This window comes from Pseudomonas sp. NPDC089734, from assembly GCF_044748865.1.
In the GTDB taxonomy this organism is placed as follows: domain Bacteria; phylum Pseudomonadota; class Gammaproteobacteria; order Pseudomonadales; family Pseudomonadaceae; genus Aquipseudomonas.
Window position 1 is genome coordinate 178624 of the sequence record NZ_JBIVGV010000003.1, and the last position, 21875, is coordinate 200498.

Sequence of the window (21875 nt, forward strand, 5' to 3'; positions counted from 1 at the left end):
TCCGCAATGCAGGGAGAGGTGGCGATTGTCGGTGCTCTCGATGTATAAGAAAAACCAATATTCCTGATTCCTCATTAGGAAAACTGATGTTCGATTACAAATTACTGTCAGCCCTGGCGGCGGTCATCGAGCAGGCCGGTTTCGAGCGTGCCGCGCAGGTGCTGGGGTTGTCCCAGTCCGCCGTGTCGCAGCGTATCAAGCTGCTGGAAGCGCGTATCGGCCAGCCGGTGCTGATCCGGGCCACGCCCCCTTCGCCGACCGATATCGGCAGGCGTTTGCTCAATCATGTGCAACAAGTGCGTCTGCTGGAGCGTGACCTGCAAAGCCAGGTTCCGGCGCTGGACGAAGAAGGCATGCCCGAACGGCTGCGTATCGCACTCAATGCCGATAGCCTGGCAACCTGGTGGGCGCCAGCGGTGGGTGTCTTCTGTGCCGAGCAGCGCCTGCTGATGGACCTGGTGGTCGAAGACCAGGACGTGGGCCTCAAGCGCATGCGTGCCGGTGAAGTGGCTGCCTGCCTGTGCGGAAGCGAACGACCGGTGGCGGGGGCGCGCAGCCAGTTGCTCGGAGCCATGCGCTATCGTGCGCTGGCCACCCCGGATTTTATCGAGCGCCATTTTGTCGGAGGCGTCAGCCCTGAAAAACTGATGCACTCGGCTGCGCTGGTCTACGGGCCGGACGATTTTCTACAGCACCGCTATCTGGCGCTATTTGGGGTGGAAGGTGGTTTCGAGCATCATCTGTGCCCCTCGTCCGAAGGCTTTGTACGGATGATCGAGGCCGGGCTCGGCTGGGGGCTGGTGCCCGAATTGCAGGTACGGGCGCAGTTACAGAGCGGTTCGTTGCGCGAGCTGGTGCCGGATCGTTACATCGACGTGCCCTTGTATTGGCACCATTGGCGTAATGGCGGGCAATTATTGACCCGCCTCACGACGCATCTGGCACAACAGGCAAGCCAATGGTTGGTGCCGCTGGGCGACAAGTGAGCGTCAGTGCAGACATATGAAATGTGGGAGCGGTAAATGAAGATTCTGGTCACCGGCGCAAGCGGCTTCATCGGCGGACGCTTTGCGCGTTTCGCCCTTGAGCAGGGCATGAGCGTGCGCATCAATGGCCGTCGGGCCACGGGTGTCGAGCATCTGGTACGACGCGGAGCCGAATTCATTCAGGGTGATCTGGCGGACCCCGAGCTGGTCAAGGCCTTGTGTCATGACGTTGAAGTCGTGGTGCATTGTGCCGGTTCGGTGGGCGTATGGGGCACTCGCCAGGATTTCATGCAGGGCAATGTACAACTCACCGAGAACATTGTTGAAGGCTGCCTGAAACAAAGAGTGCGGCGGCTGGTCCATCTTTCGTCACCGTCGATTTACTTTGACGGGCGTTCGCACCGGGGAATCAAGGAAGAGCAAGTGCCCAGGCGCTTGCACAATCACTACGCCAGTACCAAGTACCTGGCCGAGCAAAAGGTGTTTGGCGCCGAGGAGTTCGGGCTTGAAGTCATTGCCTTGCGACCGCGGTTTGTCACGGGCGCAGGCGATACCAGCATTTTCCCGCGGCTGCTCAACATGCAGCGCAGGAAGCGCCTGTCGATTGTGGGCAATGGCCTGAACGTGGTGGATTTCACCAGCATGCAGAACCTTAACGATGCTCTGCTGAGCAGCCTGCTGGCGACCGGTTCTGCACTGGGCAAGGCCTACAACATCAGCAATGGCGCGCCGGTTCCGCTGTGGGATGCCATCAACTATGTCATGCGCCAGATGCAGTTGCCGCAGGTGACGCGTTATCGCTCCTACGGGCTGGCGTATACCGCCGCGGCGATCAACGAAGGGGCCTGTCTGTTATGGCCGGGGCGACCTGAACCCACCCTGTCGAGGTTGGGGATGCAGGTCATGAACAAGGACTTCACGCTTGATATCAGCCGGGCCAGGCATTATCTGGATTACCAGCCGAAAGTCAGCCTCTGGGCCGCGCTGGACGAGTTCTGCGCCTGGTGGACGGCTCAGCAGCGCGCTTCGCGCTGAAACGGCAACAGAGCCCGGTTATACTGCGCGACTTTGGTTTCAACAGCTTCTTTCAAAGGGTTACCCATGCGTAACGATCCATACGACGACATCGATGACGTGCCGAACCTCAGTGCCAGGGACGATGACGACGATGACTTCGCCCCGACCAAGGGCGCTCGCGAGCGTACGACGGTCTATTCGCGCAACACACCGGTGGTCAAGGTCAAGGGGCCGAGCACCGGGCCGCTCTGGGCATTGGTAGGCGCGTTGTTCATCGCGTTCTGTGGCCTGGGATGGTGGAGCTTCCAGCAGGTTTCCCTGATGGAGCAGCAACTGGTCGCGACCCAGGAAAGCTTTGCCCGCATCAGCGAAGAGGCCGCAGGCCGTTTGCAGGATATTTCCGGCAAGGTCGTGGCGACCGAATCGCTGACCACCGAGGGTGAAGCGCTCAAGCAGCGCATCAAGCTGCTCGAAGCGCAACTGGAAGATCAGGACAAGCAGCGCGAAGGTGTCGAAGGGCAGCAAAGCAGCCTCGACAAGCGCCTTGAGCAGATCTCCACACAGGCCGCGCAACAGCAGAGTGAATACGTGCAGTTGCAGGAACAGCTCAAGAACGTTGCCATCGAGCTGACCGCCCTCAAGGCGGCCATGCCGGACCTGAAAGCCGCGCAGAGCGATCAGGGCAAACTCGATGCCCAGCTCAAGAGCCTGAGCGCAGACGTGGCGACCCTGAAGAAACAAGGCAACCCGTCGGCAGCCATCGAACGACTCGAGCAGGACCTGGTGGTGCTCAAGAGCGAGCAGGAAAATCGCCCGGCTCCGGCAGCCAGCGGTAGCACCGCCGAGTTCGATGCCTTTCGTGCTCAGGTGACGCGCAATATCAACGCCCTGACCAGCCAGATCCAGACGCTGTCCCAGCAGATCAACGCACGTCGCTGAATGCCGATGCGTTGAAGCAAAAAGCCCTGGCTTGAGAGAGCCAGGGCTTTTTCATTTCTGCGGAGCAGTGCTTACAGGCGTGGGTAGTCGATATAGCCGACCGGCCCCTTGCTGTAGAACGTGTCCGGATTGGCGGGGTTCAGCGGGGCATCTTTTTCAAGGCGCTCTACCAGATCCGGGTTGGCGATATAAGGCACGCCAAAGGCAACGGCATCGGCCTTGTCCGCGGCCAGCCAGGCATTGCTGCTGTCCTTGGTGAATCGTTCATTGGCGATGTACACGCCCCCGAAGGCTTTCTTCAGTTGTGGCCCGAGGCTGTCGCCCGCGTCCCTTTCACGTGCGCACAGGAAGGCGATGCCACGTTTGCCCAGCTCGGTGGCCACGTAGCCGAAGGTTTCGGCCAGATTGGCATCGCCCATGTCATGCAGGTCGGCACGGGGGGCCAGATGCACACCGACACGGCCCGCTCCCCAGATTTCGATGAGTGCGTCCGTGACTTCCAGCAGCAGGCGGGCGCGGTTTTCCACTGAGCCGCCGTACTGGTCGTTGCGCTGGTTGGTGCTGGTCTGCAGGAACTGATCGATCAGGTAACCGTTGGCGGCATGGAGTTCGACACCGTCGAAACCGGCTGCCTTGGCGTTTTCCGCACCGACCCGATAGGCCTCGATCACATCACCGATTTCCGCCAGTTCCAGGGCACGTGGCGTCACGTAGTCGGATTTCGGGCGAAGCAGGCTGACATGGCCTGCCGGCTTGACGGCGCTGGGGGCCACCGGTGTTTCGTCGTTCAGGTACGAAGGATGAGAGATGCGCCCCACGTGCCACAGTTGAATGACGATGCGGCCACCCGCGCCGTGAACGGCCTTGGTGACATTGCTCCAGCCACGCACCTGATCGTGGGACCAGATACCGGGGGTGTCAGGGTAGCCCACGCCCAGTGGCGTGACCGAAGTGGCTTCGCTGATGATCAGGCCTGCCGAGGCGCGCTGCACGTAGTATTCGGCCATCATCGCATTCGGAACACGGCCAGCGTCGGCGCGGCAGCGGGTCAGGGGGGCCATGATGATGCGGTTAGGCAGTTGCAGATCGCCTACGGTAATCGGGTCAAAGATAGTGGTCATGCGTCGAACCCTCTTAAGTGATCAGTTGGTAGCAGGAGCCAGATCGGGATGGTTGGTCTGGCGGAAAGTAATCAGGGTGATCAGCAGCGCAAGCACGGCCAGCGCAGCCGCAGCCAGAGGCACGCTGGTCAGGCCCAGGCCATGGGCGATGACACTGCCACCGACCCAGGCACCCAGCGCGTTGCCGATGTTGAAGGCACCGATATTCAGGGTCGAAACCAGGTTGGGGGCTGCATTGCCGAAGGTCACGACATTGATCTGCAGGGCGGGCACGGCCGCAAAGGATGCAACGGCCCACAGGAACAGCGTGATCTCGGTCGGAATCAGCGCCACGCTGGTCCAGCTCAGGACTGTGGACACCACGGCCATGGCGATGAATACCGCGATCAGGGTGGTGGAGACGCGACGGTCAGCCATCTTGCCGCCGAGCACGTTGCCTACGGTCAGACCCAGGCCGATCAGCAGCAGGGTCCAGGTCACGCCGCGTGGTGATACACCCGTGACGTCACCCAGCAATGGCGCAACGTAGGTGAACAGGGTGAACATCGACGCCGCGAACAGTGCCGTCATGCTCAACGACAGCCAGATACCGGCTCCCTTGAGCGCGGCCAGTTCGGCACGCATGTCGAGCTTTTCTTCATCGCGTTTTGTAGGCAGGAAACGGATCAGGCCGATGAACGCCACGACGCCGATCACGGTCACGGCCCAGAAGGTCGACCGCCAGCCTGCGTATTGACCCAGCGCCGTTCCCAGCGGTACGCCCAGCACGTTGGCCAGGGTCAGGCCGGTGAACATCAGGGCCACGGCAGAGGCGCGGCGGTTGGCCGGAACCAGACCCGCTGCAACCACCGAACCGATGCCGAAGAATGCGCCATGGCACAAAGCCGTCACTACGCGGGCGAACATCAGCACGTTGTAATCACTGGCGAGTGCACACAACAGGTTGCCGACAATGAAGATGCCCATCAGCGTGACCAACGCAGCCTTGCGCGGTAGCCGGGCCGTGGCCAGGGCCATGAAGGGGGCGCCGATGGCGACACCCAGGGCGTAACCGGTGACCAGCCATCCCGCACCGGGGATGGAAACACCCAGATCGGCAGCGACGTCGGGCAGCAGGCCCATGATGACGAATTCAGTGGTGCCGATGGCGAAAGCGCTCAGGGCCAGGATAAGCAGGGGAAGGGGCACGAGGCGTCTCCTTGAGGTTCGGGGCATCAAGGCCGGTTGTTCAGTTCTTGCACAAGGGCATGCACGAACGCTTCGATGACTTCTTCATTGCGTTTGAAGAAGTGCCATTGACCGACTTTTTTGCTGGTGATCAGGCCTGCGCGTTGCAGGGTGGCCAGGTGGGCAGAAACAGTGGATTGCGAAAGGCCTGCGCGTTGGTCGATCTGACCGGCACAGACGCCGTGCTCATTGGAGTGCTGCTGATCCGGAAAGCACACAAGGGGGTCCTTGAGCCAGGTCAGAATCTCGCGGCGCAGAGGATGAGCCAGGGCTTTTATGATGTCGTCGAGGTCGAGGGTCATGTCGTTCTCAAAGGGGTATAGCGGTATATCGCGATGGGGCGAACTTTATATCTGTATTTCGCGATATACAAATATAAAAGCGTGCTAAGAAAGTTGCGAATCGGTATATCGGGTTATAGCGATATGGACTGACAAGGCCAAAACGGCGTAGGCTTCGAGGCATGAACTATCTCGCGCACCTTCACCTTGGCGGCCACCGGCCTGCCCAATTGCTCGGCAGCCTGTACGGCGATTTCGTCAAAGGGCCATTGCCGGGGCGCTTTCCTGCGGAACTGGAAGCCTCGATCCGCCTGCATCGCAGCATTGATTCATTCACGGACAACCACCCGCTGATCAAGGACGCGATGGCCCGCTTCCCGATGCAGCGGCGGCGTTATGCCGGGATCATGCTGGACGTCTTTTTCGACCACTGTCTGGCTCGGGACTGGCACCGTTATGCCGACATTTCGCTGGAGGCCTTTACCCGCAAGGTGTATGGGGCGTTGGCTGCCGAGCAGCAGTTGCCTGAGCGACTGGCCTTGATCGCACCACGCATGGCTGCGCAGGACTGGCTGGGTTCGTATCGGGATTTCGACGTGCTGGAGCAGGTGCTGGGCGGGATTTCCAGGCGCTTGTCACGGCCTGAAGGGTTGGCCGGCGCGATGCAGGAGTTGCAGGCGCTGTACCAACCCTTGAGTGCGGACTTCGATGAGTTCTATCCGCTGTTGCAGGATTTTGCTCAAGCGGCCCTGGCGGGACGCGACACCACTTCGCTCGGTTGAGCGGCTTCACCGAACAGCGCGATCTGAACCGCCTGCTGTGCCTGGAAGGCCAGTGCGGCACGTTCCTGGCCTGCGGTCGGAATCGGCTTGAGCAGGTGGATATGCACATCGCCCTGCTCATGGGCGAACAGGCGACGCAAATGCGAGAGCAGATCGTCGTCGCCAATGAACGGTGCGATCAGGTCCGCTTCGCCGTTACGCGAGTAGGCAATGGCGACCGGTTGCAGGGGCACGCCGGCTTCGATGGCGCTGGACAGCAGGCGGCCATGGAAGGTGCGCAGGCTGCGCCCATCGGTGGTGGTGCCTTCCGGGAAAATCACCAGCGGTGTGTCCTGTTGCAAATGGGTGCTCATCTGGCGCTGGATCAGACGACTGTCTCCCGAACCGCGACGAATGAACAGCGTGCCGGCTTTCAGCGCCAGCCAGCCAGCCACCGGCCAGGTGCGCACTTCGGCCTTGGACAGAAACGACAGCGGCGTAAGCATGCCCAGCAGCGGAATATCCGTCCACGACACATGATTGCTGACCCACAGCATCGGCTGGCTCGGCAGTTCGCCGCTGAGGGTGACACGAAAGGGCAGGGCATTGCTCAGGCGGGCCATGAACCAGCGGGTCCAGCGCTGGCGACGCGCCATGGAACTGCCGATCTTCAAGCGTTCGAGCACGGCAAAGGCCCCGGCAATCCCGAGACCGGCCGCAATCACCAACAATACCCGTGTCACTCGCGCATAACTGCGCAGGCGGCTCATTAAACGGCAGCCTTGAAGTGACGGGCATAGCGCGGGCACAGCTCGTCGCGCTTGAGCAGGATGAACACATCGGCCACCTGGAAATCTTCATCCCAGCAAGGCTCGCCGCAGATCTTCGCACCCAGGCGCATGTAGGCCTTGAGCAGCGGTGGCATTTCACAGATGACGTTGCCCGGGAGGTCGAGTGTCGGCAGCGGGTTTTTAGGCTCGGCGCGCAGGTTCTCGGTGCACAGATAGCGTTCGCGCAAGCGTTGCATGATGGCGTGGGCCTGGATGCCGCCGTCCTGCATCGGGATACTGGCGCAGCCCATCAGGTAGCTGTAACCGCCTTCGTTGAGCACTTCTGCCAGCTCGCTCCACAACACCGCGATGGTGCCGCCGTTGCGATAGGCCGGATCGACGCAGGTACGGCCCAGCTCCAGGATCGGGCCTTGCAGGTGCAACAGGCCGTGAAGGCTGAATTCTTCTTCGCTGTAGAAACGCCCCAGAGAACTGGCGGCCTTGTGATCAAGCAGACGGGTCGTGGCCACCAGGCGACCGGTACTCAGGTCGCGAACGCCGATATGCGAGCAATGTACATCGTAATCGTCGATATCCAGCCCCTGTTCGGCACCCTTGAGACGGGCGTTGAACTCTTCGCTGAACACGCTGAAGCGCAAGGCCTGTGCTTCCTGCAAGGCGCTGGCTCCGATCAGGCGCTCGGCCTGAAGACGACGGTCAGAAGTATTGTCACGAATGCGGGCCATCTGTGTCATACCAAGTCTCCATGAGCCAGCCATGCAAGTGCGGCCGGTCGACTGAATTAGTCCAAGCGCTTTGCTGTACGTGCAGGCTAGGGAGGTGGCGTGTCATGACCGTGAAGCTTTGGTGATGGTTGTGTGACGGGCCACGTATTTGTTGCGGGGACTGTTCACTTCTGTAGGAGCGAACTCATTCGCGAAGAGGCCGGTACATCCGCAAGACATGTGGCGACAGGCATGCAGACTTCGCGAATGAATTCGCTCATGCAGAGTTGGAGGCGTGGCGATGATTGTCATGAATGTCTGTCAATATCTGCTGCTTGCCGTCCCGGAGACTCTGGCCATGTCCCGTTCTATTGTCCGTTTGTGTCTGTTTGTGTTCTTGGGTCTGAATGCCTGTTCAGCGTTGGCAGAAAGCTGGCCGGGCGAGCAGTGGGCCGTCCAGCCGTCCTCTCAGACGGCGGCTCTCAAGGCACTGGAGGATTACGCGTTCCCGCCCCGCGACGATGCCACTCGTGCGGGCATTCGCAGCGATGCCTTGCTGGTGATTCGTGGTGGCCGGGTTGTCTATGAGCGCTATGCCGGTGCCACCACGGCCCACACGCCTCACCTGACCTGGTCGATCAGCAAGAGCGTGTTGGCCACTGTCCTGGGTGTGGCGTTCTCCCAGGGGCGTTTCCAGCTGGACGACCCGGTCGCGAAGTTTTACAGCCCGTTCCAGGCGCATCCGATGATCACCCTTAAAGACCTTCTGCACTGGGCCTCGGGCCTCGACTGGCAGGAAGACTATGAATATGCGCCACTCAACTCGTCGGTCGTCGCCATGCTCTACACCCGTGGTCGTGACGACATGGCCCGCTTCACGGCTAATCACGGCGTCGCCAGCGCGGCGGGTACGGCGTATCGGTATTCCAGCGGCGACAGCAATGTCCTGTCGGCTGCGCTGAAAACCATGGTGGGCGAACAGGCCTACGAGGACTATCCCTGGACGGCACTGTTCAATCCGCTCGGCATTCGCAGCGCCACCTGGGAAACCGATGGCAGTGGCACCTTCGTCGGCTCTTCCTACACCTACATGACGGCTCGGGATCTGGCCCGTATCGGCCTGTTGATGCAGCGAGGAGGACGCTGGCACGAATGGCAATTGTTGCCCGTGGCCTGGGTGAATTTCGTACTGACGCCCTTCAAGGGCAAGAATGTGCAGGTGGGCTCTGAAGTGCCGGGCGGCCACTGGTGGCTCAATCGCACGGATGGCAATGGCCCGGGCCCCTGGCCGGACGCGCCTCCCGATACCTTTGCAGCGCTCGGGCATTGGGGCCAGGCGTTGTATGTGATACCCAGCGAAGACCTGGTGATCGTACGCTACGCCGATGACCGCGATGACACTTACGACCACAACCACATGCTCAAGCTGCTGCGAGCGACCTTTGGCAAAGGGGTGGGCAATGAATAACCGTCGGCTATTTATCTGGCGTCGCCCTTTCACCAGCCTGCTCTTGCTGGTGCTCTTCATGATGGTCGTACTGGCCTGGCAATACCGTGTGGCCTTGCAGGCGTTTCCCACGATCATCAGTGCCTACACGGCCAAGGAATATTGTTCGTGCCGTTATGTGATGAACAACCCGGCCGATTACTGCCACAGTTACGTCAAGCAATACATTCCCGGCACCCTGGCGGACGACACCTCCAGCAAGACGGTCAGTGCCAGCGGTATGGGGCGCAGCAGTCGTGCGGCATGGATGAGCGAGCGTCAGGGGTGCCGTTTGCTGCCGGATTCACCTTGAGCGACGAACGGAGTCATTTGCCAGCGGTCTGACAGGCGGATAAGGTTGCCCACCCATGCCGATAGGGAATGTTCATGTCCAAGACTCCTCGTATGCTGCCGGTCTGCGCTTCGCCAGGTATTGCCGTCCTGACGTATCCGGCGCGTTGACGTGGCGGGTGCGATCTTTCCCTGGCGTCAGGACAATCGGTTCCAGCTGCTGATTGATGGCCCGACGTTCTTTCCCCGCATGATTGCGGCCATCGACCGCGCCGGACAGCAGGTCGATCTGGAGCTGTATCTGGTGGAAGCCGGTGCCTGTGCGGATGCCGTCGTTCGAGCGCTGGTCGACGCCGCACGTCGAGGTGTGATTGTGCGTTGCCTGTTTGACGATTTCGGCTCCCAGGCTTTCAACACCGGCCTGCGCAGGCAGTTGGTCGAGGCGGGCGTGATCCTGCGTTTCTACAACCCCATTCGCTGGCGGCGCGGTATCCGCAACCTGTACAGGGATCATCGCAAGCTGTTGCTGGTGGACAAAGCCCTGGCCGTGGTGGGCGGTACGGGTGTCACGGACGAGTTCTGGGAGCCGGGGCGCATGTCCAGCCAGTGGCACGAAGTGATGGTGGAAATCACCGGCCCGCTGGTGATCGACTGGCAAGCCCTGTTCGACCGCCAGTTCCACGCCAACCTGCGCCGTACGGCCTGGCGGCCCGTGGAAGACTTCGGTCTCAGCCACCTGCCCAAAGTCCCCGTGTCCGGGCAAGGCCTCGGCCGTGTGGCCTACGCCGACGCCCGCCAGCATCGTGACATTCTGCAATCGCTGGTCCGGGCCCTGAACAGTGGTCACAAACGTATCTGGCTGGCGACTCCGTACTTTCTGCCCACCTGGAAAGTCCGTCGCTCGCTGCGCAAGGCGGCGGCGCGTGGCGTCGATGTCCGTTTGCTGCTGACCGGCCCGCGCACGGATCACCCGTCAGTGCGCTATGCAGGGCATCGCTACTACCCGCGCCTGCTCAGGGCCGGGGTGAAAATCTTTGAATACCGGCCCTGCTTCCTGCACCTGAAAATGGTGCTGATCGATGACTGGGTCAGTATCGGGTCATGCAATTTCGACCACTGGAACCTGCGCTTCAATCTGGAAGCCAACCTTGAAGCCATCGACCCGGCCTTGACCCGTGATGTGGAGGCCAGTTTCGAGAAGGACTTTACCTTGAGCGCCAGCATCACCCTGGCCGACTGGAAGGCCCGGCCTTTGTGGCGTCGGGTCAAGCAGCGGTTGTGGGGATGGATCGACCGGCTGGTGGTCAACCTGCTGGATCGACGAAATTAATCTGCCTCCCGGCATTCGCTTCTATCGGACAAAAAAACGCTTCTGTAGGAGCGAATTCATTCGCGAGAGGCCGGTACATCCGCAAGACATGTGGCGACAGGCATGCAGACTTCGCGAATGAATTCGCTCCCACAGGAGTGTGCAGCGACCGTTGCAGGCTAGAGAGACCAATACCAAGGCGCAATAGACCTGGGTTTTCTCATAAGGAAAAACGCCGGAGCTGAGTACGTTCCGGTTTCTGAGTGGCGAGATCCAAGGCTGGAATGCTGGAGGGATGAAGCACGCTGAGCCTGGCCAATGGACCGTTGAATTTCTCATTGATGTATGAAACCGCCAGCGATATGGAGTCAGCGTTTTGCAGCATGATTCGGGTTCGCTGCAGTGGGCTTCTTTCAAAATCCGAACGGTTGAAGTGTGCGGCTTCAGGCCCGCTCCAGAGTGCGTTTGGATAGTATTTCTGGAGTCTTTGCATGTGAGTGAGAATGTCGATTCTTCCCGCGTATGAGTCTGTCCCGCTGGCTCCTGCCGGGGTTGCCCCTGGCGTGTTTATGTACCAGAAATCTTTGGTGTCCAGAGCGATGTGAGAGGCTTCATGGATGATGTTCCAAGCGGCACGATGGGACTCTTCATGGAGAGGGCCTGCTCTCATGAATAAGTGGTGTTCCGGGTCATTGCTATATTGCCAGGCCACTTGTCGACTGTTTTGATCCGCATTCATACCCACCATCCTGGCGCTGTCCCAGATTTGAAGAAATGAAGACATTTTCCCGAGACTCTGGCCTAACATCCGGAGAATATGTGGGTCGACATGAGGCTGGGCTTCCGGTGGACTTCTGAAGTAGCTCAGCAGTGTTTCGCGAGCCGCCGGGGCTGCAAAAGGCAACATTGTTTGATTGACTGTCTGGCGAGCAAAGACCAATCCCTTTTTGCTCGATGACAACGCTACAGCCAAAGAACCACCTAGTTGAGGATTCCACCGGGAGATATTTTCGAGGCCTGTTGCCCGGATCGGATCACCACTTTTATTGAGTTCATCCATCACATCGGCAAAATGAAAAGGACTTGAGCCAGCAGGGTCCATCCATAAGATCGGTGAATTCCTTGACGCACGGAAAAAATTCAACCCATCCACATCCCCCGCCGGGTCCGGGTTGATCCAGCGCTGTAACCACGGCGCGTAATAGCGGAGACCGTAGTAGTACAACCCGCTGGCATCGCGTTCCTTGCCTGAATATCGAATCGTCTTGTAGTTCGCTTCCACTGCGTTGCGTGCGGCCCACCATGCAGTGCCGCCAAACGGGTAGTAGCTTTCCTGGCTGATCAGTTGGCCTTGTTGATCCAGCTCCAGCGTGCTCGACCCGAGATGATCGGTCAGGCTGTAGCGGACCTGATCATTGGCGATGCTGTCCGGTTTGCCGGCCAGCCAATGCAACACCCGCACGTTGCCTGCGTTGATGACGTTGAGGACTTCGCCATCGGCGGTGGTGCGGATTTCCAGAGCGGGCAGGTAGCGGACTTCATTGAGCAAGGTGCGGCTGGCGGTCTGGGTGCTGTTGATCTTGCGGCAACGCTGGCCCTGGCCGTCGTAGATATACCGCTCGTGATCGCTGGCTTCGGTGGCGCGGGTGACCGTAGTGATCCGTTGCAGTTGATTACGCACATCCCAGTCCAGTGTCTGGCCACGTATCAGGTGCAACAGGTTACCGTTGGCGTCGAAGGCTTCGGGAAAATCCACATCGACTTCACCTTCGGGCAGGCTGCGATTGCTGTCCGTTTCCACGCGCATCGTACGGGTGAAGGTTTGTGCGCCGACATGGCGCATCTGCAACAGGTTGCCTGCGGTGTCGTAGTCGTAACTTTGGGTGTAGTGGCTCACCTGATTCGGATCGGGCGGCAAGGTTTGTAGAGGAGGCAATTGCGGGCCATGACTGGCTCCGGCACTGACCTCGCGCCCCGTGGCTTCGATCAGTTGATACAGCGTGTCGTAGCGGTAATGGCTGATCGGCTCGACCTGCTGGTTGGCGAAGAAACGCACCGGCTGTGCGGTGTCTTCGATCTGCAGGATATTGCCGACCGGGTCGTAAGCGTACTTGAGGTGTTGCAAAGATCCGGCACTGCGCTCCATCAGGCGCCCATCCTGTGGGTCATAAAGCGAACGACTGACGACTCCGTTGCCTGCCGTTTCCTGCTCGAGCTGATCGAAGGCGTTGTAGCGAATGTCACTGACCAGTGTTTGCGGTTGTGCAGATCCGGCCAGGGTCAGTTCGACGCTCTTCAATTGCCCGGCCACGGTCTGGCTGAAGTGCCGGGCATGCCCCATGGCATCGGTTTGCAGGATGACCTCGCCCACGGCATTGAAGGCCCATCGGGTTTCCAGAGGATGGGGTTCCAGCAAGGCATCGCGTTCCGCTTCGGACACTGGCCAGTCCGGAATTTCCACAGCTTGCAGAAAGCGCCTGACTTCACTCAGCGCCGAGCCGGGCACGCCATAGTCGGACCAGAACAGGCTGCCTGCCGTGTCGTCATGACGGAGCAACTGATTGCACTGGTTGTGCGCGAAGGCGTCTGGCCCGCCGTAGGTGAAGCGTTCGGTGATCAGGCCTTGCTCGGTGATGACTGATGGGCGTAGCAAAGCATCGTATTCGGTGTGGCGCTGAGTACCGCGCCCGTCCCATGTCGTCACGACCTGACCGCTGTCTCCCCATAATCCAAGCCGCCAGCCAGCATCGACGCTGTCGGTGAGCAGCACCTGAGCGCTGAGGCTGTAAGTCGTGTCGAGGTTGGAGTGTGTCAGACGCGGATCACGCTGGCCGATCAGGCGGCCCGCTGCATCATGAGTGTGCCGGGTGACCCGCTCATCGGTGGGTTGGTCCTGTTCGCGCCGACAGAACGCAACACTGCGCACGACCAGCCCTCGCGGGTCCGTGACCGTCAGGGTGGGGGTGTGGGCATGCAGCATCATGTTCATTCGCAAGCGTCCCTGTCTGCGATCTGACATGAGTCTAGTTCAGGCAATCTGCTGGATTTGACCATACGTCAAAATCCGGTGGGAGCGAATTCATTCGCGAAGAGGCCGGTACATCCGCAAGCCATGTGGCGACAGGCATGCAGACTTCGCGAATGAATTCGCTCCTGTGGGTTACAGGCAGGCGATGGAGCGATCGACCATGGCCTTGGCCATTTCCGCCAGATGCTGAACCGAGAAGGCCAGATCACGGCTCGTTCCCTGGGCGCTTTCCCCCGATTCACAGGCAGTGGTGATGATGCAGCGCAGCAGGTCGGAGGCGTAGTTGAGGGCTTCTTCCTGGTTGACGGACTCGTTGACGATGAATAACGCGGTGGGTGGGTCGGGGATGACTTTATCGAGCATGTGTGTAACTCCTGATCGTTAATGAGGAGCTGCCACTCTCGCTACCAAACGAAGGGTGGCGGCCGCACGCAGGTTGGTAGACCGGTGACCAGGCAACCGGTGCGTCCAAAGACGCCAAGCGCACGGCCACCATAAACGCAGGCCGTAAAAATGCGCCTCTATAAAGGGGCGCATTGCGCACAGGTCACTCAGGTCTACCAAACCTGATCGCTGATTTTGCAGCGACCGGTGCAGACTAGAGAGCCCGATAACGAGGCGCAATAGGCCGGGATTTTCTCGGAAATTTCACTCAAGTGAAAGAGAGGCATCCTGCCATTGGAGGCCTGACAAGACGATATGACCCCGTGGTCATCATCGTCATGGAAGCCTTTATTGCGCGCGCGCTCATTTTGAGGCGTGAGCTTTTGACTTCGATGTGTAAAGCCTGTGCAGGGCATGAGCTGCAAATATCAGACTGTCGGCATTGCGGGAGGACATCCTGGCAATGATGTCAGGATGCCGATTGAACTCAGCGATGGCCGTTTCTATGGTCAAGGTCTGGCCCGGGGTTGGATGCAAAGCACTGACCCGTCTTTTAAAGCCCCTCTCCAGTTCCTCGAATCCTGAAAAATATTCAGGGGTCAAACCACCCCTTGTGATCGCTTCGGCCACGGCTTGATATTTGTTCTGAGGGAGCGTGTTGCTTTCTTGAGTCAGCTTTGGAAGGTCTCGGGTAAAAAGATAATAGTAATCGTGTGAACCTGGCCCCGTTACGGTACTTCCGCTGGCTTGCTTTAAATGGGATAGCTCATGGCCGAGCGTCAAGGTCAGTTGCTTCTTGCTCATTTGATGTATGTTGAGGATTACCCGGCCATGAGGGTCAGAAGTGTGGATATAGGCAGCCTCCTTACTGTCCGAGGCTTTGATGCCTACAAATTTCTTGTCCTTCAATGCTCCTTTGTATTCGGACGCGCGCAAGTGAGTCTGCTGCCAGGAGCTTACGATATGGCGAGTGACTTCAGCGTGTTGCGGGCCAAAGAAGCTGCGCATGATATCGACACTTTCATCGGGATGATGGCTGATGACATCCAGTGCACTTTTATAAATCTTGCGGACTTTTGCCAGGGCTCCTTTCAGGTTTTCTTTCTGGTTATTGGGGAACTTGCTCAGACCGCGGTAAAGAATGGTATCGCCTTCGTTCATGATGAACGCTTCGGTGGCGTCACCTATTCCCTCATACACCCTGCCGTCCACATCGGCACGGGTGATGGGCGAGTTGGCCACGAAGCCAAAAAAATTCAACCCATTTATATCCCCCGCCGGGTCCGGGTTGATCCAGCGTTGCAAGCATGGCGCGTAATAGCGGAAGCCGTAGTCATACAGCCCGCTGGCATCGCGCTCCTTGCCTGAATATCGAATGGTCTTGTAGCTCGCTTCCACTGCGCTGCGCGCCGCCCACCATGAAGTACCGCCAAAGGGGTAGTAACTTTCCTGACTGATCAGGTGCCCTTGTTGATCCAGCTCCAGCGTGCTCGACCCAAGATGATCGGTCAGGCTGTAGCGGACCTGATCGTTGGCAATGCCGTCCGGTTTACCGGCCAGCCAATGCAACACTCGCACGTTGCCTGCGTTGATGACGTTGAGGACTTCACCTTCGGCGGTGGTGCGGATTTCCAGAGCGGGCAGGTAGCGGGCTTCATTGATCAGCGTTCGGCTGGCGGTCTGGGTGCTGTTGATCTTGCGGCAACGCTGGCCCTGGCCATCGTAGACATACTGCTCCTGATCGCTGGCTTCAGTGGTGCGGGTGACAGTGGTGATCCGTTGCAGTTGATTGCGCACATCCCAGTCCAGTGTCTGGCCACGTATCAGGTGCAGCAGGTTGCCGTTGGCGTCGAAGGCTCCGGGAAAATCCACATCGACTTCGCCTTCGGGCAGGCTGCGATTGCGGTCGGGGGCCACGCGCATCGTACGGGTAAAGGCTTGCGCACCCACGTGGCGCATCTGCAACAGATTGCCTGCGGCGTCGTAATCGTAACTTTGGGTGTAATGGCTCACCTGATTCGGATCGGGCGGCAAGGTTTGTAGAGGAGGCAATTGCGGGCCATGACTGGCTCCGGCACTGACCTCGCGCCCCGTGGCTTCGATCAGTTGATACAGCGTGTCGTAGCGGTAATGGCTGATCGGCTCGACCTGCTGGTTGGCGAAGAAACGCACCGGCTGTGCGGTGTCTTCGATCTGCAGGATATTGCCGACCGGGTCGTAAGCGTATTTGAGGTGTTGCAACGGTCCGGCACTGCGCTCCATCAAGCGCCCATCCTGCGGGTCGTAAAGCGAACGGCTGATCACACCATTGCCCGCCGTCTCCTGCTCGACCTGATCGAAGGCGTTGTAGCGAATCTCATCGACCAGCACCAGAGGTTGCACCGCCCCGGCCAGGGTCAGTTCGAGGCTCTTCAATTGCCCGGCCACGGTCTGGCTGAAGTGTTGGGCATGCCCCATGGCATCGGTTTGCAGGATGACCTCGCCCACGGCATTGAAGGCCCATCGGGTTTCCAGAGGATGGGTTTCCAGCAGGGCATCGCGCTCGGCTTCGGGCAGCGGCCAGTCCGGGGTTTCCACGGTTTGCAGAAAGCGCCGAACCTCGCTCAGGGCCGAGCCGGGGACTCCATAGTCGGCCCAGAACAGGCTGCCCGCCGTGTCGTCATGGCGGACCAACTGGTTGCACTGGTTATGCACGAAAGCGTCCGGCCCGCCGTAGGTCAGGCGCTCACTCACCAGCCCTTGTTCTGTGATCGTCAGCGGACGCAGAAGCGTGTCGTACTCCATCTGTCGCTGATTGCCGCGTCCGTCCCACCCCGCGATGAGCTGACCGGCTTCTCCCAATAACTCAAGCCGCCAGCCGGCATCGACGCTGTCGGTCAACAGAGCCTGACGGCTGAGACTATGGATCGTGTCGAGGTTGGAATGCGCCAGACGCGGATCACGCTGGCCGATCAGGCGGCCCGCTGCATCATGAGTGTGCCGGGTGACCCGCTCATCGGCGGGGTGGTCCTGTTCGCGCCGACAGAACGCAACACTGCGCACGGCCAGCCCTCGCGGGTCCGTGACAGCCAGGGTGGGGGTATGGGCATGCAGTATCATGTTCATTCGCAAGCGTCCCCAAAATCCGGTAGGCGCGAATTCATTCGCGAAGAGGCCGCTACATCCGCAAGACATGTGGCGACAGGCATGCAGACTTCGCGAATGAATTCGCTCCTACGGCGACGTTCTCTGTTCCAGCATTTCAGCGGCGGTATCGTTTTCGTCCTCGCTGATGGTGTACCAGGTTCTGTACGTCAGACGCCGCATCCAGCCCTTGGCCGTAAGGGTGATGGTCGGGCGCCCCAGAGGGTCGTAGAACTGGCGGTCGAAATGGCCGTGCTCACGCAGCCGTTCGTCTTTCACATACACATGGCTGTTGGTGAAGTACGGGCGATAGATACGCACTGCCAACCCTTTGTTGTTGTATTCCACGCGCTCGCTGATTCGCCATCGTGGGGAGGCATGGACGATTTTCGGCTTGCCGTTTTCCATTTCCAGGTAGCCGTTCTGATCGACCGAGTAAGCGTCACCGTCCTCGACTTTCTGGCGTGTCTGCAAGGTGCGCCCGAAGCCGTCCAGCGAAATCAGGCGGATGCGGATCTGCAGGTCTGGATCGCCCGGATAGCGATCGGCTTGCAAGGTCGCACAGGCAAAGGGGATAGTTCCCGGATCGAACAGGACGTTAGCGTCGTAGTAATAGGCTTCGGCATGATTGGCCAGTGCGCTGGCGGGCGACTTGACGGCCGTGTTGCTGCCTCCCCAGACACGTTTCCCCGGATCCAGCGGTTCAAAGCCGACCTCCTGGCCCAGCTCCGTGCCGTAGAAGCTGGTTGCCCATAACCGACCGAAGGCATCGTAGTCCGCTTCCTGGGTATTGTGATTGGGATCGACGATCCTGAATGCCTGTAGCGCACGGTAGTTGTAGCTTGCCGTGGTGACGCAGCCCGCCGGATCGGTGAGCCGGGTCACAAACAGGTTGTAGGGGTCGTATTCGACAAGGGTCCAGCCATGGCTGCGCGAGGGTCTGAAGGTGGTGATGCGATAGAAGGCTTCAGGGCCGCCGTAGGTGGCGAATCCCTGTCTGATCGACCAGAGGTTCAGATTGTCGGCTGGCAGGAAGGAGGCCATTTTCTGATAACCGACTTCTGTCAGCCTGGCGGTCAGCTGATCGGTATCCATTACCCGTTCATAGGCGCTGAGCGCATGATCGTCGAGTTCTGCCCGTTCGAGGGCGTCGGCCAGTGCCTGGAAGGTCGCGGTTCCGTCTTCGCAACCGAGGTAGCGATAGACCGACAGTTCGGTGAGTGTGCGGGGCAGGCTGGCGAAGGTGCCTTGCGGGTCAACGAAGCGTTCATGGCTGATCTGTTGCGGCAAGAGTGTGGCAGCCGGAACGACCATGGCGTTGCCGCGCGTCCGGTAGGGCAGGCCCAGTCGCCAGCTTTGCGGGTTCTCCAGGTGGATGGCTTCGCGGCGCACTTCGTTCAGATAGTGATATTGCTGGGCTTCGTCGTGGGAGGCTTGCCACCATTGTTGTTGGTAGGGATCCTCGAACGGCGGCGTATCGCTCGGTTGCCTGCGGCGTGCATGGTTCACCACGACGCTGTGGGTCAGGGTGCCGTAAGCGTCCCAGGCCAGGTTCAGTGTGTGCTGGCACATGGGATCATCGGGCTGACCGGCTTCGTATTGCCAGGAGATGGCTTCCAGTTCCAGCGGCATCATCAGCGCGTAACGTTGATGCGGCGTGAGCGGTTGAAGCTGACGGACAAGGTAGCGATGTGCTTGCACGGAATACAGCACGTCGGGCTGTTGATTGTCGTCAAGGCCGAACACTTCTGTGCGCAATGGAAAGCTGCTGAGTGCGCGTGCCATTTCATTGCGCGTGGCCTCGTCGGGGTCGGTGATCGGTTGTTCGGTGTGCGTGTCCGGGTCGTAACGGGACAGCAGATGTTCCCCCAGAGGGACGGCCTCCGGGTCACGAGTGTCATAGTCTTCGTCAGAGGGTTGCACGACACGCCCGGTATGAAACCAGGTCTTGTTGAGGACCGCTGCGGTAAAGCCTTCCTGCTGTTGCGGTGGTTTTTCGGTGTCGGTCTGCAAGACCAGGCCGAAGCCACGGAACTCTCGTTCCAGCGGATCATAAAAGCCTTGCCGGTAGTGGAAGAGCTGGGTCAGGGCCGTTCCGGTCACGATGTCTTTCTGGATCTGTCGAACGACCACATGAAGCGGGAACGGCATGAAGGAAACCGCAATCTTTCCAGCGTCCTGCAAGACTTTTTTTTCATCCAGCCATTCCTGTGCCGAGCTGCGATAGGTCACTTCGCCTGTCGCGCCCATGTGGTTGTCCGTGGCGCTGAGCAGGTAGGGTTTGTGCAGCAGGCCTGAACGGTTGGCGGCATAGTGCAGGGTCCAGTGGCGGGGCTCCATGTGTGGCACTGTCAGCACCAGGCTCGAAAAGCCCAGCCCTTGCAGGTCGACGGCGTTGACCTGGCAGAAACGGTCATACGACATGCCTTCGGGCCAGGCCTGCTCGAAGGGGGCTGCGAACGCATTACCGCCTTCGTTCATGAAGATCCGGATACCTTCCGGTTCAAGGTAGAGCAGGTCGCTGGCCCCGGAGCCGTCGAGGTCGGCCAGTCGAATCCGGGTTGCATCGAACGTTTCATAGTCGAACGGCAGGCTGGCGAACAGCTGGCCTGTGCCGAAGTGCCCGCCTCCCAGGTTTGGCCAGAAACGGGCTTCGTTGTGCCGGATACGGATCAAGTGCTGCTGGCCTGTGCCCAACAGGTCATTGAATGTCACCAGCTCGTTGGGGCTGTCGCTGAACAGCGGCAAACGGTCCTCGTCATGGGGAACGTCTATCGGTGTCGAGAACCCGATGGCCCGGCGATTGGCATACAGGCGCGCACTGTGAGGGCCGATCAAGGCCAGGTCGGAAAGACCGTCGCCCACCAGATCGGCCATCTGCCCCCGAGGGTGAAAGAACTCGGCAGGAAAGGACTCGAAGGGGTTGAAAACGGACCAGCTACGGTCGGGGTTGAGGGTGAAGAAGCCCGCCATGCCGGGTTGGGCGACGATCCAGTCCAGGCGACCGTCGCCGGTCAGGTCCAGAAGTGTCTGACTCACCGGGGCGCTGGAATCGGCCGTCGGGATCTTCGGCAACTCCTGGGCAGGGGCGTAGGTCACGGCATCCGGGTTACCGGCGTCTTCATGGATCGGTTCCCGGTAGAACCAGCTTTGGTCGCTCTGATACAGCACGCCGGGAATGCCATCGCCGTACAAGTCGATCATCTGGTAATGCTCGCCGTCGTTGAGCCCGGGCATGGGGTCCAAAGGGGTATAGATGTCGTAGTCGGTATCGAACTGGCTGTAGGTAAATTGCTGGGCCGGCTGCTGTTGAAGCTGTTTCGCTGTGGTTCCATCCCAGGCCTGGGCATGCGCCCTGGCAAGCAGGTTGTACTTGAGGCCGGTCTGTTGATACTCCAGCAGCAGGCGCTGGACCAGCAAAGGCGACTCTTCGAGTTCGTCCGGGAAGTGATGAAACATCAGAACCTGCTGGCACAGCCGCAGATTGCCCAGCTCGAAGCCATAGGCAAAGCTGGAGTGAGGATCACTGCGCACCGGCCATTCGTTCAATTCGTCATAGGTGGGGCGTTCCGCGGCACCGGTGCTGCGTTCGCCGTAGTCGAAGAGCAGGTCGAAGTGCCATTGCAGGTTGTCCAGCGAGTCTTCGTCCCACAGGTACAGCACCGGGTGTGCCTGGGCGTTCCCATAACGAACCCGCCACAGGTAGCACTGGGCAATGAAGTCCCTGGGATAATCGGCGGGAAGGCCGACTTCGTCTTCGGGCTTGTATTCATACAGGATATGTTCGCCAACAGGGTTCATGCTTTCTTCCAGCAGCCACTCGGCGACACGGTTCGAGTCGGCCGGGTCGGTGCTGCGCGAACTCGCTTTCTTGCCGTAGAAATACAGGTGGCCGTCGGCGCTGTGGATCAGCCAGAACCCCGGATCGACCGGGTCGATGCGCCAGTGCTCTATCCGGTCGAATGCGCCTTCGACCCGGGCGAAATACCGGACCACTTGATAGGTCTTGCCCAGGTCATGGCCGTTATAGCTGCTGGCATTGGAAAACCGGATAGCGCCCTGTGCATCGCGATCGGGCAGCCAGACTTCGCCGTTGGGCCCCAGGATCACATCATCATCCGTATAGCTCGGCACGCCTTTGCTGGCCCGTCGTGCCACACAGCCAATGTTCAGGTTCCAGCCCAGACCGAACAGGCCATTGCCGATGCTGCTCTGGTAGTTGAGCACCAGATCGGGCTCATGGCCTCGACCCGGGCTGACGGGCAGGGGGATTTCCAGTGATGCGGTACCACTGCTGCCCACAGGCCCCCAGCCCTTGCCGGTACTTTGAATGGCGCCACCTCCCTTGGGCAGCGAAGGGGTGATGACGGCGGGTTGTGCGGCTTGTGGTGACGGTGCTTGAGCATCCATGGCGCTGGCTCTCCCTC

The 21875-nt window shown here is 59.8% G+C and carries 16 protein-coding genes; 7 read left to right on the plus strand and 9 right to left on the minus strand.

Going from position 1 to position 21875, the window contains the following annotated elements:
• Positions 1–86 precede the first annotated feature (86 nt).
• The 3 genes from ACIPY9_RS05585 (at position 87) to ACIPY9_RS05595 (ending at position 2942) form a co-directional block, all read left to right on the plus strand.
• A complete protein-coding gene (locus ACIPY9_RS05585) occupies positions 87–986 on the plus strand; it encodes a LysR family transcriptional regulator ArgP (RefSeq protein WP_400697807.1) in 900 nt (299 codons plus the stop codon).
• 36 nt (positions 987–1022) lie between these two features.
• Positions 1023–2021 (plus strand): NAD-dependent epimerase/dehydratase family protein, encoded by a 999-nt coding sequence (locus ACIPY9_RS05590; RefSeq protein WP_400697810.1) that lies wholly within the window; start codon positions 1023–1025, stop codon positions 2019–2021.
• A 66-nt stretch (positions 2022–2087) separates the two neighbouring features.
• Positions 2088–2942 (plus strand): ATPase, encoded by an 855-nt coding sequence (locus tag ACIPY9_RS05595; RefSeq protein ID WP_400697812.1) that lies wholly within the window; start codon positions 2088–2090, stop codon positions 2940–2942.
• 71 nt (positions 2943–3013) lie between these two features.
• Here the strand turns inward: ACIPY9_RS05595 and ACIPY9_RS05600 are convergent, their stop codons facing one another.
• From ACIPY9_RS05600 to ACIPY9_RS05610, 3 genes are read right to left on the minus strand one after another with little or no spacing between them, the layout of a single operon-like run.
• The gene (locus tag ACIPY9_RS05600) at positions 3014–4063 is read right to left on the minus strand and encodes an alkene reductase (RefSeq protein WP_400697814.1); all 1050 of its coding nucleotides are present in this window, start codon (positions 4061–4063) and stop codon (positions 3014–3016) included.
• A 21-nt stretch (positions 4064–4084) separates the two neighbouring features.
• Complete coding sequence (locus tag ACIPY9_RS05605; RefSeq protein ID WP_400697817.1) at positions 4085–5251, minus strand: MFS transporter; 1167 nt, start codon at positions 5249–5251, stop codon at positions 4085–4087.
• 26 nt (positions 5252–5277) lie between these two features.
• Positions 5278–5592 carry an ArsR/SmtB family transcription factor gene (locus ACIPY9_RS05610; protein ID WP_400697819.1) on the minus strand — a complete coding sequence of 105 codons (315 nt, stop codon included), beginning with the start codon at positions 5590–5592 and terminating at the stop codon, positions 5278–5280.
• 161 nt (positions 5593–5753) lie between these two features.
• Between ACIPY9_RS05610 and ACIPY9_RS05615 the strand changes: the two genes are divergently transcribed.
• Positions 5754–6353 (plus strand): ACP phosphodiesterase, encoded by a 600-nt coding sequence (locus ACIPY9_RS05615; protein WP_400697822.1) that lies wholly within the window; start codon positions 5754–5756, stop codon positions 6351–6353.
• Here the strand turns inward: ACIPY9_RS05615 and ACIPY9_RS05620 are convergent.
• The gene (locus tag ACIPY9_RS05620) at positions 6311–7102 is read right to left on the minus strand and encodes a lysophospholipid acyltransferase family protein (protein WP_400697824.1); all 792 of its coding nucleotides are present in this window, start codon (positions 7100–7102) and stop codon (positions 6311–6313) included. The two genes, ACIPY9_RS05615 and ACIPY9_RS05620, sit on opposite strands and share 43 nt — an antisense overlap.
• Positions 7102–7857 (minus strand): L-ornithine N(alpha)-acyltransferase, encoded by a 756-nt coding sequence (olsB, locus tag ACIPY9_RS05625; RefSeq protein WP_400697826.1) that lies wholly within the window; start codon positions 7855–7857, stop codon positions 7102–7104. The genes ACIPY9_RS05620 and olsB overlap by 1 nt, the downstream gene beginning before the upstream one ends.
• A gap of 328 nt (positions 7858–8185) precedes the next feature.
• On the opposite strand from olsB, the gene ACIPY9_RS05630 reads away from it, so the two are divergent.
• From ACIPY9_RS05630 to ACIPY9_RS05640, 3 genes are all read left to right on the plus strand, one after another.
• Complete coding sequence (locus ACIPY9_RS05630) at positions 8186–9295, plus strand: serine hydrolase domain-containing protein (protein WP_400697828.1); 1110 nt, start codon at positions 8186–8188, stop codon at positions 9293–9295.
• Positions 9288–9626: an amidase gene (locus ACIPY9_RS05635; RefSeq protein WP_400697831.1), complete on the plus strand. Its 339-nt coding sequence runs from the start codon at positions 9288–9290 to the stop codon at positions 9624–9626. Before ACIPY9_RS05630 ends, ACIPY9_RS05635 begins: the two co-directional genes overlap by 8 nt.
• Before the next feature lie 150 nt (positions 9627–9776).
• A complete protein-coding gene (locus tag ACIPY9_RS05640; protein WP_400697833.1) occupies positions 9777–10934 on the plus strand; it encodes a phosphatidylserine/phosphatidylglycerophosphate/cardiolipin synthase family protein in 1158 nt (385 codons plus the stop codon).
• A 199-nt stretch (positions 10935–11133) separates the two neighbouring features.
• Here the strand turns inward: ACIPY9_RS05640 and ACIPY9_RS05645 are convergent, their stop codons facing one another.
• The 4 genes from ACIPY9_RS05645 to ACIPY9_RS05660 all read right to left on the minus strand — a co-directional run bounded on the left by ACIPY9_RS05645 (position 11134) and on the right by ACIPY9_RS05660 (position 21858).
• A complete protein-coding gene (locus ACIPY9_RS05645; RefSeq protein WP_400698314.1) occupies positions 11134–13902 on the minus strand; it encodes an RHS repeat domain-containing protein in 2769 nt (922 codons plus the stop codon).
• Positions 13903–14073: 171 nt separating this feature from the next.
• Positions 14074–14304 (minus strand): DUF6124 family protein, encoded by a 231-nt coding sequence (locus tag ACIPY9_RS05650; protein WP_400697836.1) that lies wholly within the window; start codon positions 14302–14304, stop codon positions 14074–14076.
• 384 nt (positions 14305–14688) lie between these two features.
• Positions 14689–17430, minus strand: coding sequence for an RHS repeat domain-containing protein (locus tag ACIPY9_RS05655; protein ID WP_400697839.1), 2742 nt, complete (start codon positions 17428–17430; stop codon positions 14689–14691).
• 108 nt (positions 17431–17538) lie between these two features.
• On the minus strand, positions 17539–21858 hold the full coding sequence (locus ACIPY9_RS05660) for a SpvB/TcaC N-terminal domain-containing protein (protein WP_400697841.1): 4320 nt from the start codon (positions 21856–21858) through the stop codon (positions 17539–17541).
• Between the last annotated feature and the right edge of the window lie 17 nt (positions 21859–21875).

Bases quoted from the DNA above. Each gene is read 5' to 3' on its own strand.
- ACIPY9_RS05620 (WP_400697824.1), bottom strand. From the start codon at position 7,102: ATGAGCCGCCTGCGCAGTTATGCGCGAGTGACACGGGTATTGTTGGTG.
- ACIPY9_RS05630 (WP_400697828.1), top strand. From the start codon at position 8,186: ATGTCCCGTTCTATTGTCCGTTTGTGTCTGTTTGTGTTCTTGGGTCTG.
- ACIPY9_RS05660 (WP_400697841.1), bottom strand. From the start codon at position 21,858: ATGGATGCTCAAGCACCGTCACCACAAGCCGCACAACCCGCCGTCATC.
- ACIPY9_RS05595 (WP_400697812.1), top strand. From the start codon at position 2,088: ATGCGTAACGATCCATACGACGACATCGATGACGTGCCGAACCTCAGT.
- ACIPY9_RS05590 (WP_400697810.1), top strand. From the start codon at position 1,023: ATGAAGATTCTGGTCACCGGCGCAAGCGGCTTCATCGGCGGACGCTTT.
- ACIPY9_RS05635 (WP_400697831.1), top strand. From the start codon at position 9,288: ATGAATAACCGTCGGCTATTTATCTGGCGTCGCCCTTTCACCAGCCTG.
- ACIPY9_RS05600 (WP_400697814.1), bottom strand. From the start codon at position 4,063: ATGACCACTATCTTTGACCCGATTACCGTAGGCGATCTGCAACTGCCT.
- ACIPY9_RS05645 (WP_400698314.1), bottom strand. From the start codon at position 13,902: ATGAACATGATGCTGCATGCCCACACCCCCACCCTGACGGTCACGGAC.
- ACIPY9_RS05650 (WP_400697836.1), bottom strand. From the start codon at position 14,304: ATGCTCGATAAAGTCATCCCCGACCCACCCACCGCGTTATTCATCGTC.
- ACIPY9_RS05655 (WP_400697839.1), bottom strand. From the start codon at position 17,430: ATGAACATGATACTGCATGCCCATACCCCCACCCTGGCTGTCACGGAC.
- ACIPY9_RS05610 (WP_400697819.1), bottom strand. From the start codon at position 5,592: ATGACCCTCGACCTCGACGACATCATAAAAGCCCTGGCTCATCCTCTG.
- olsB (WP_400697826.1), bottom strand. From the start codon at position 7,857: ATGACACAGATGGCCCGCATTCGTGACAATACTTCTGACCGTCGTCTT.
- ACIPY9_RS05585 (WP_400697807.1), top strand. From the start codon at position 87: ATGTTCGATTACAAATTACTGTCAGCCCTGGCGGCGGTCATCGAGCAG.
- ACIPY9_RS05615 (WP_400697822.1), top strand. From the start codon at position 5,754: ATGAACTATCTCGCGCACCTTCACCTTGGCGGCCACCGGCCTGCCCAA.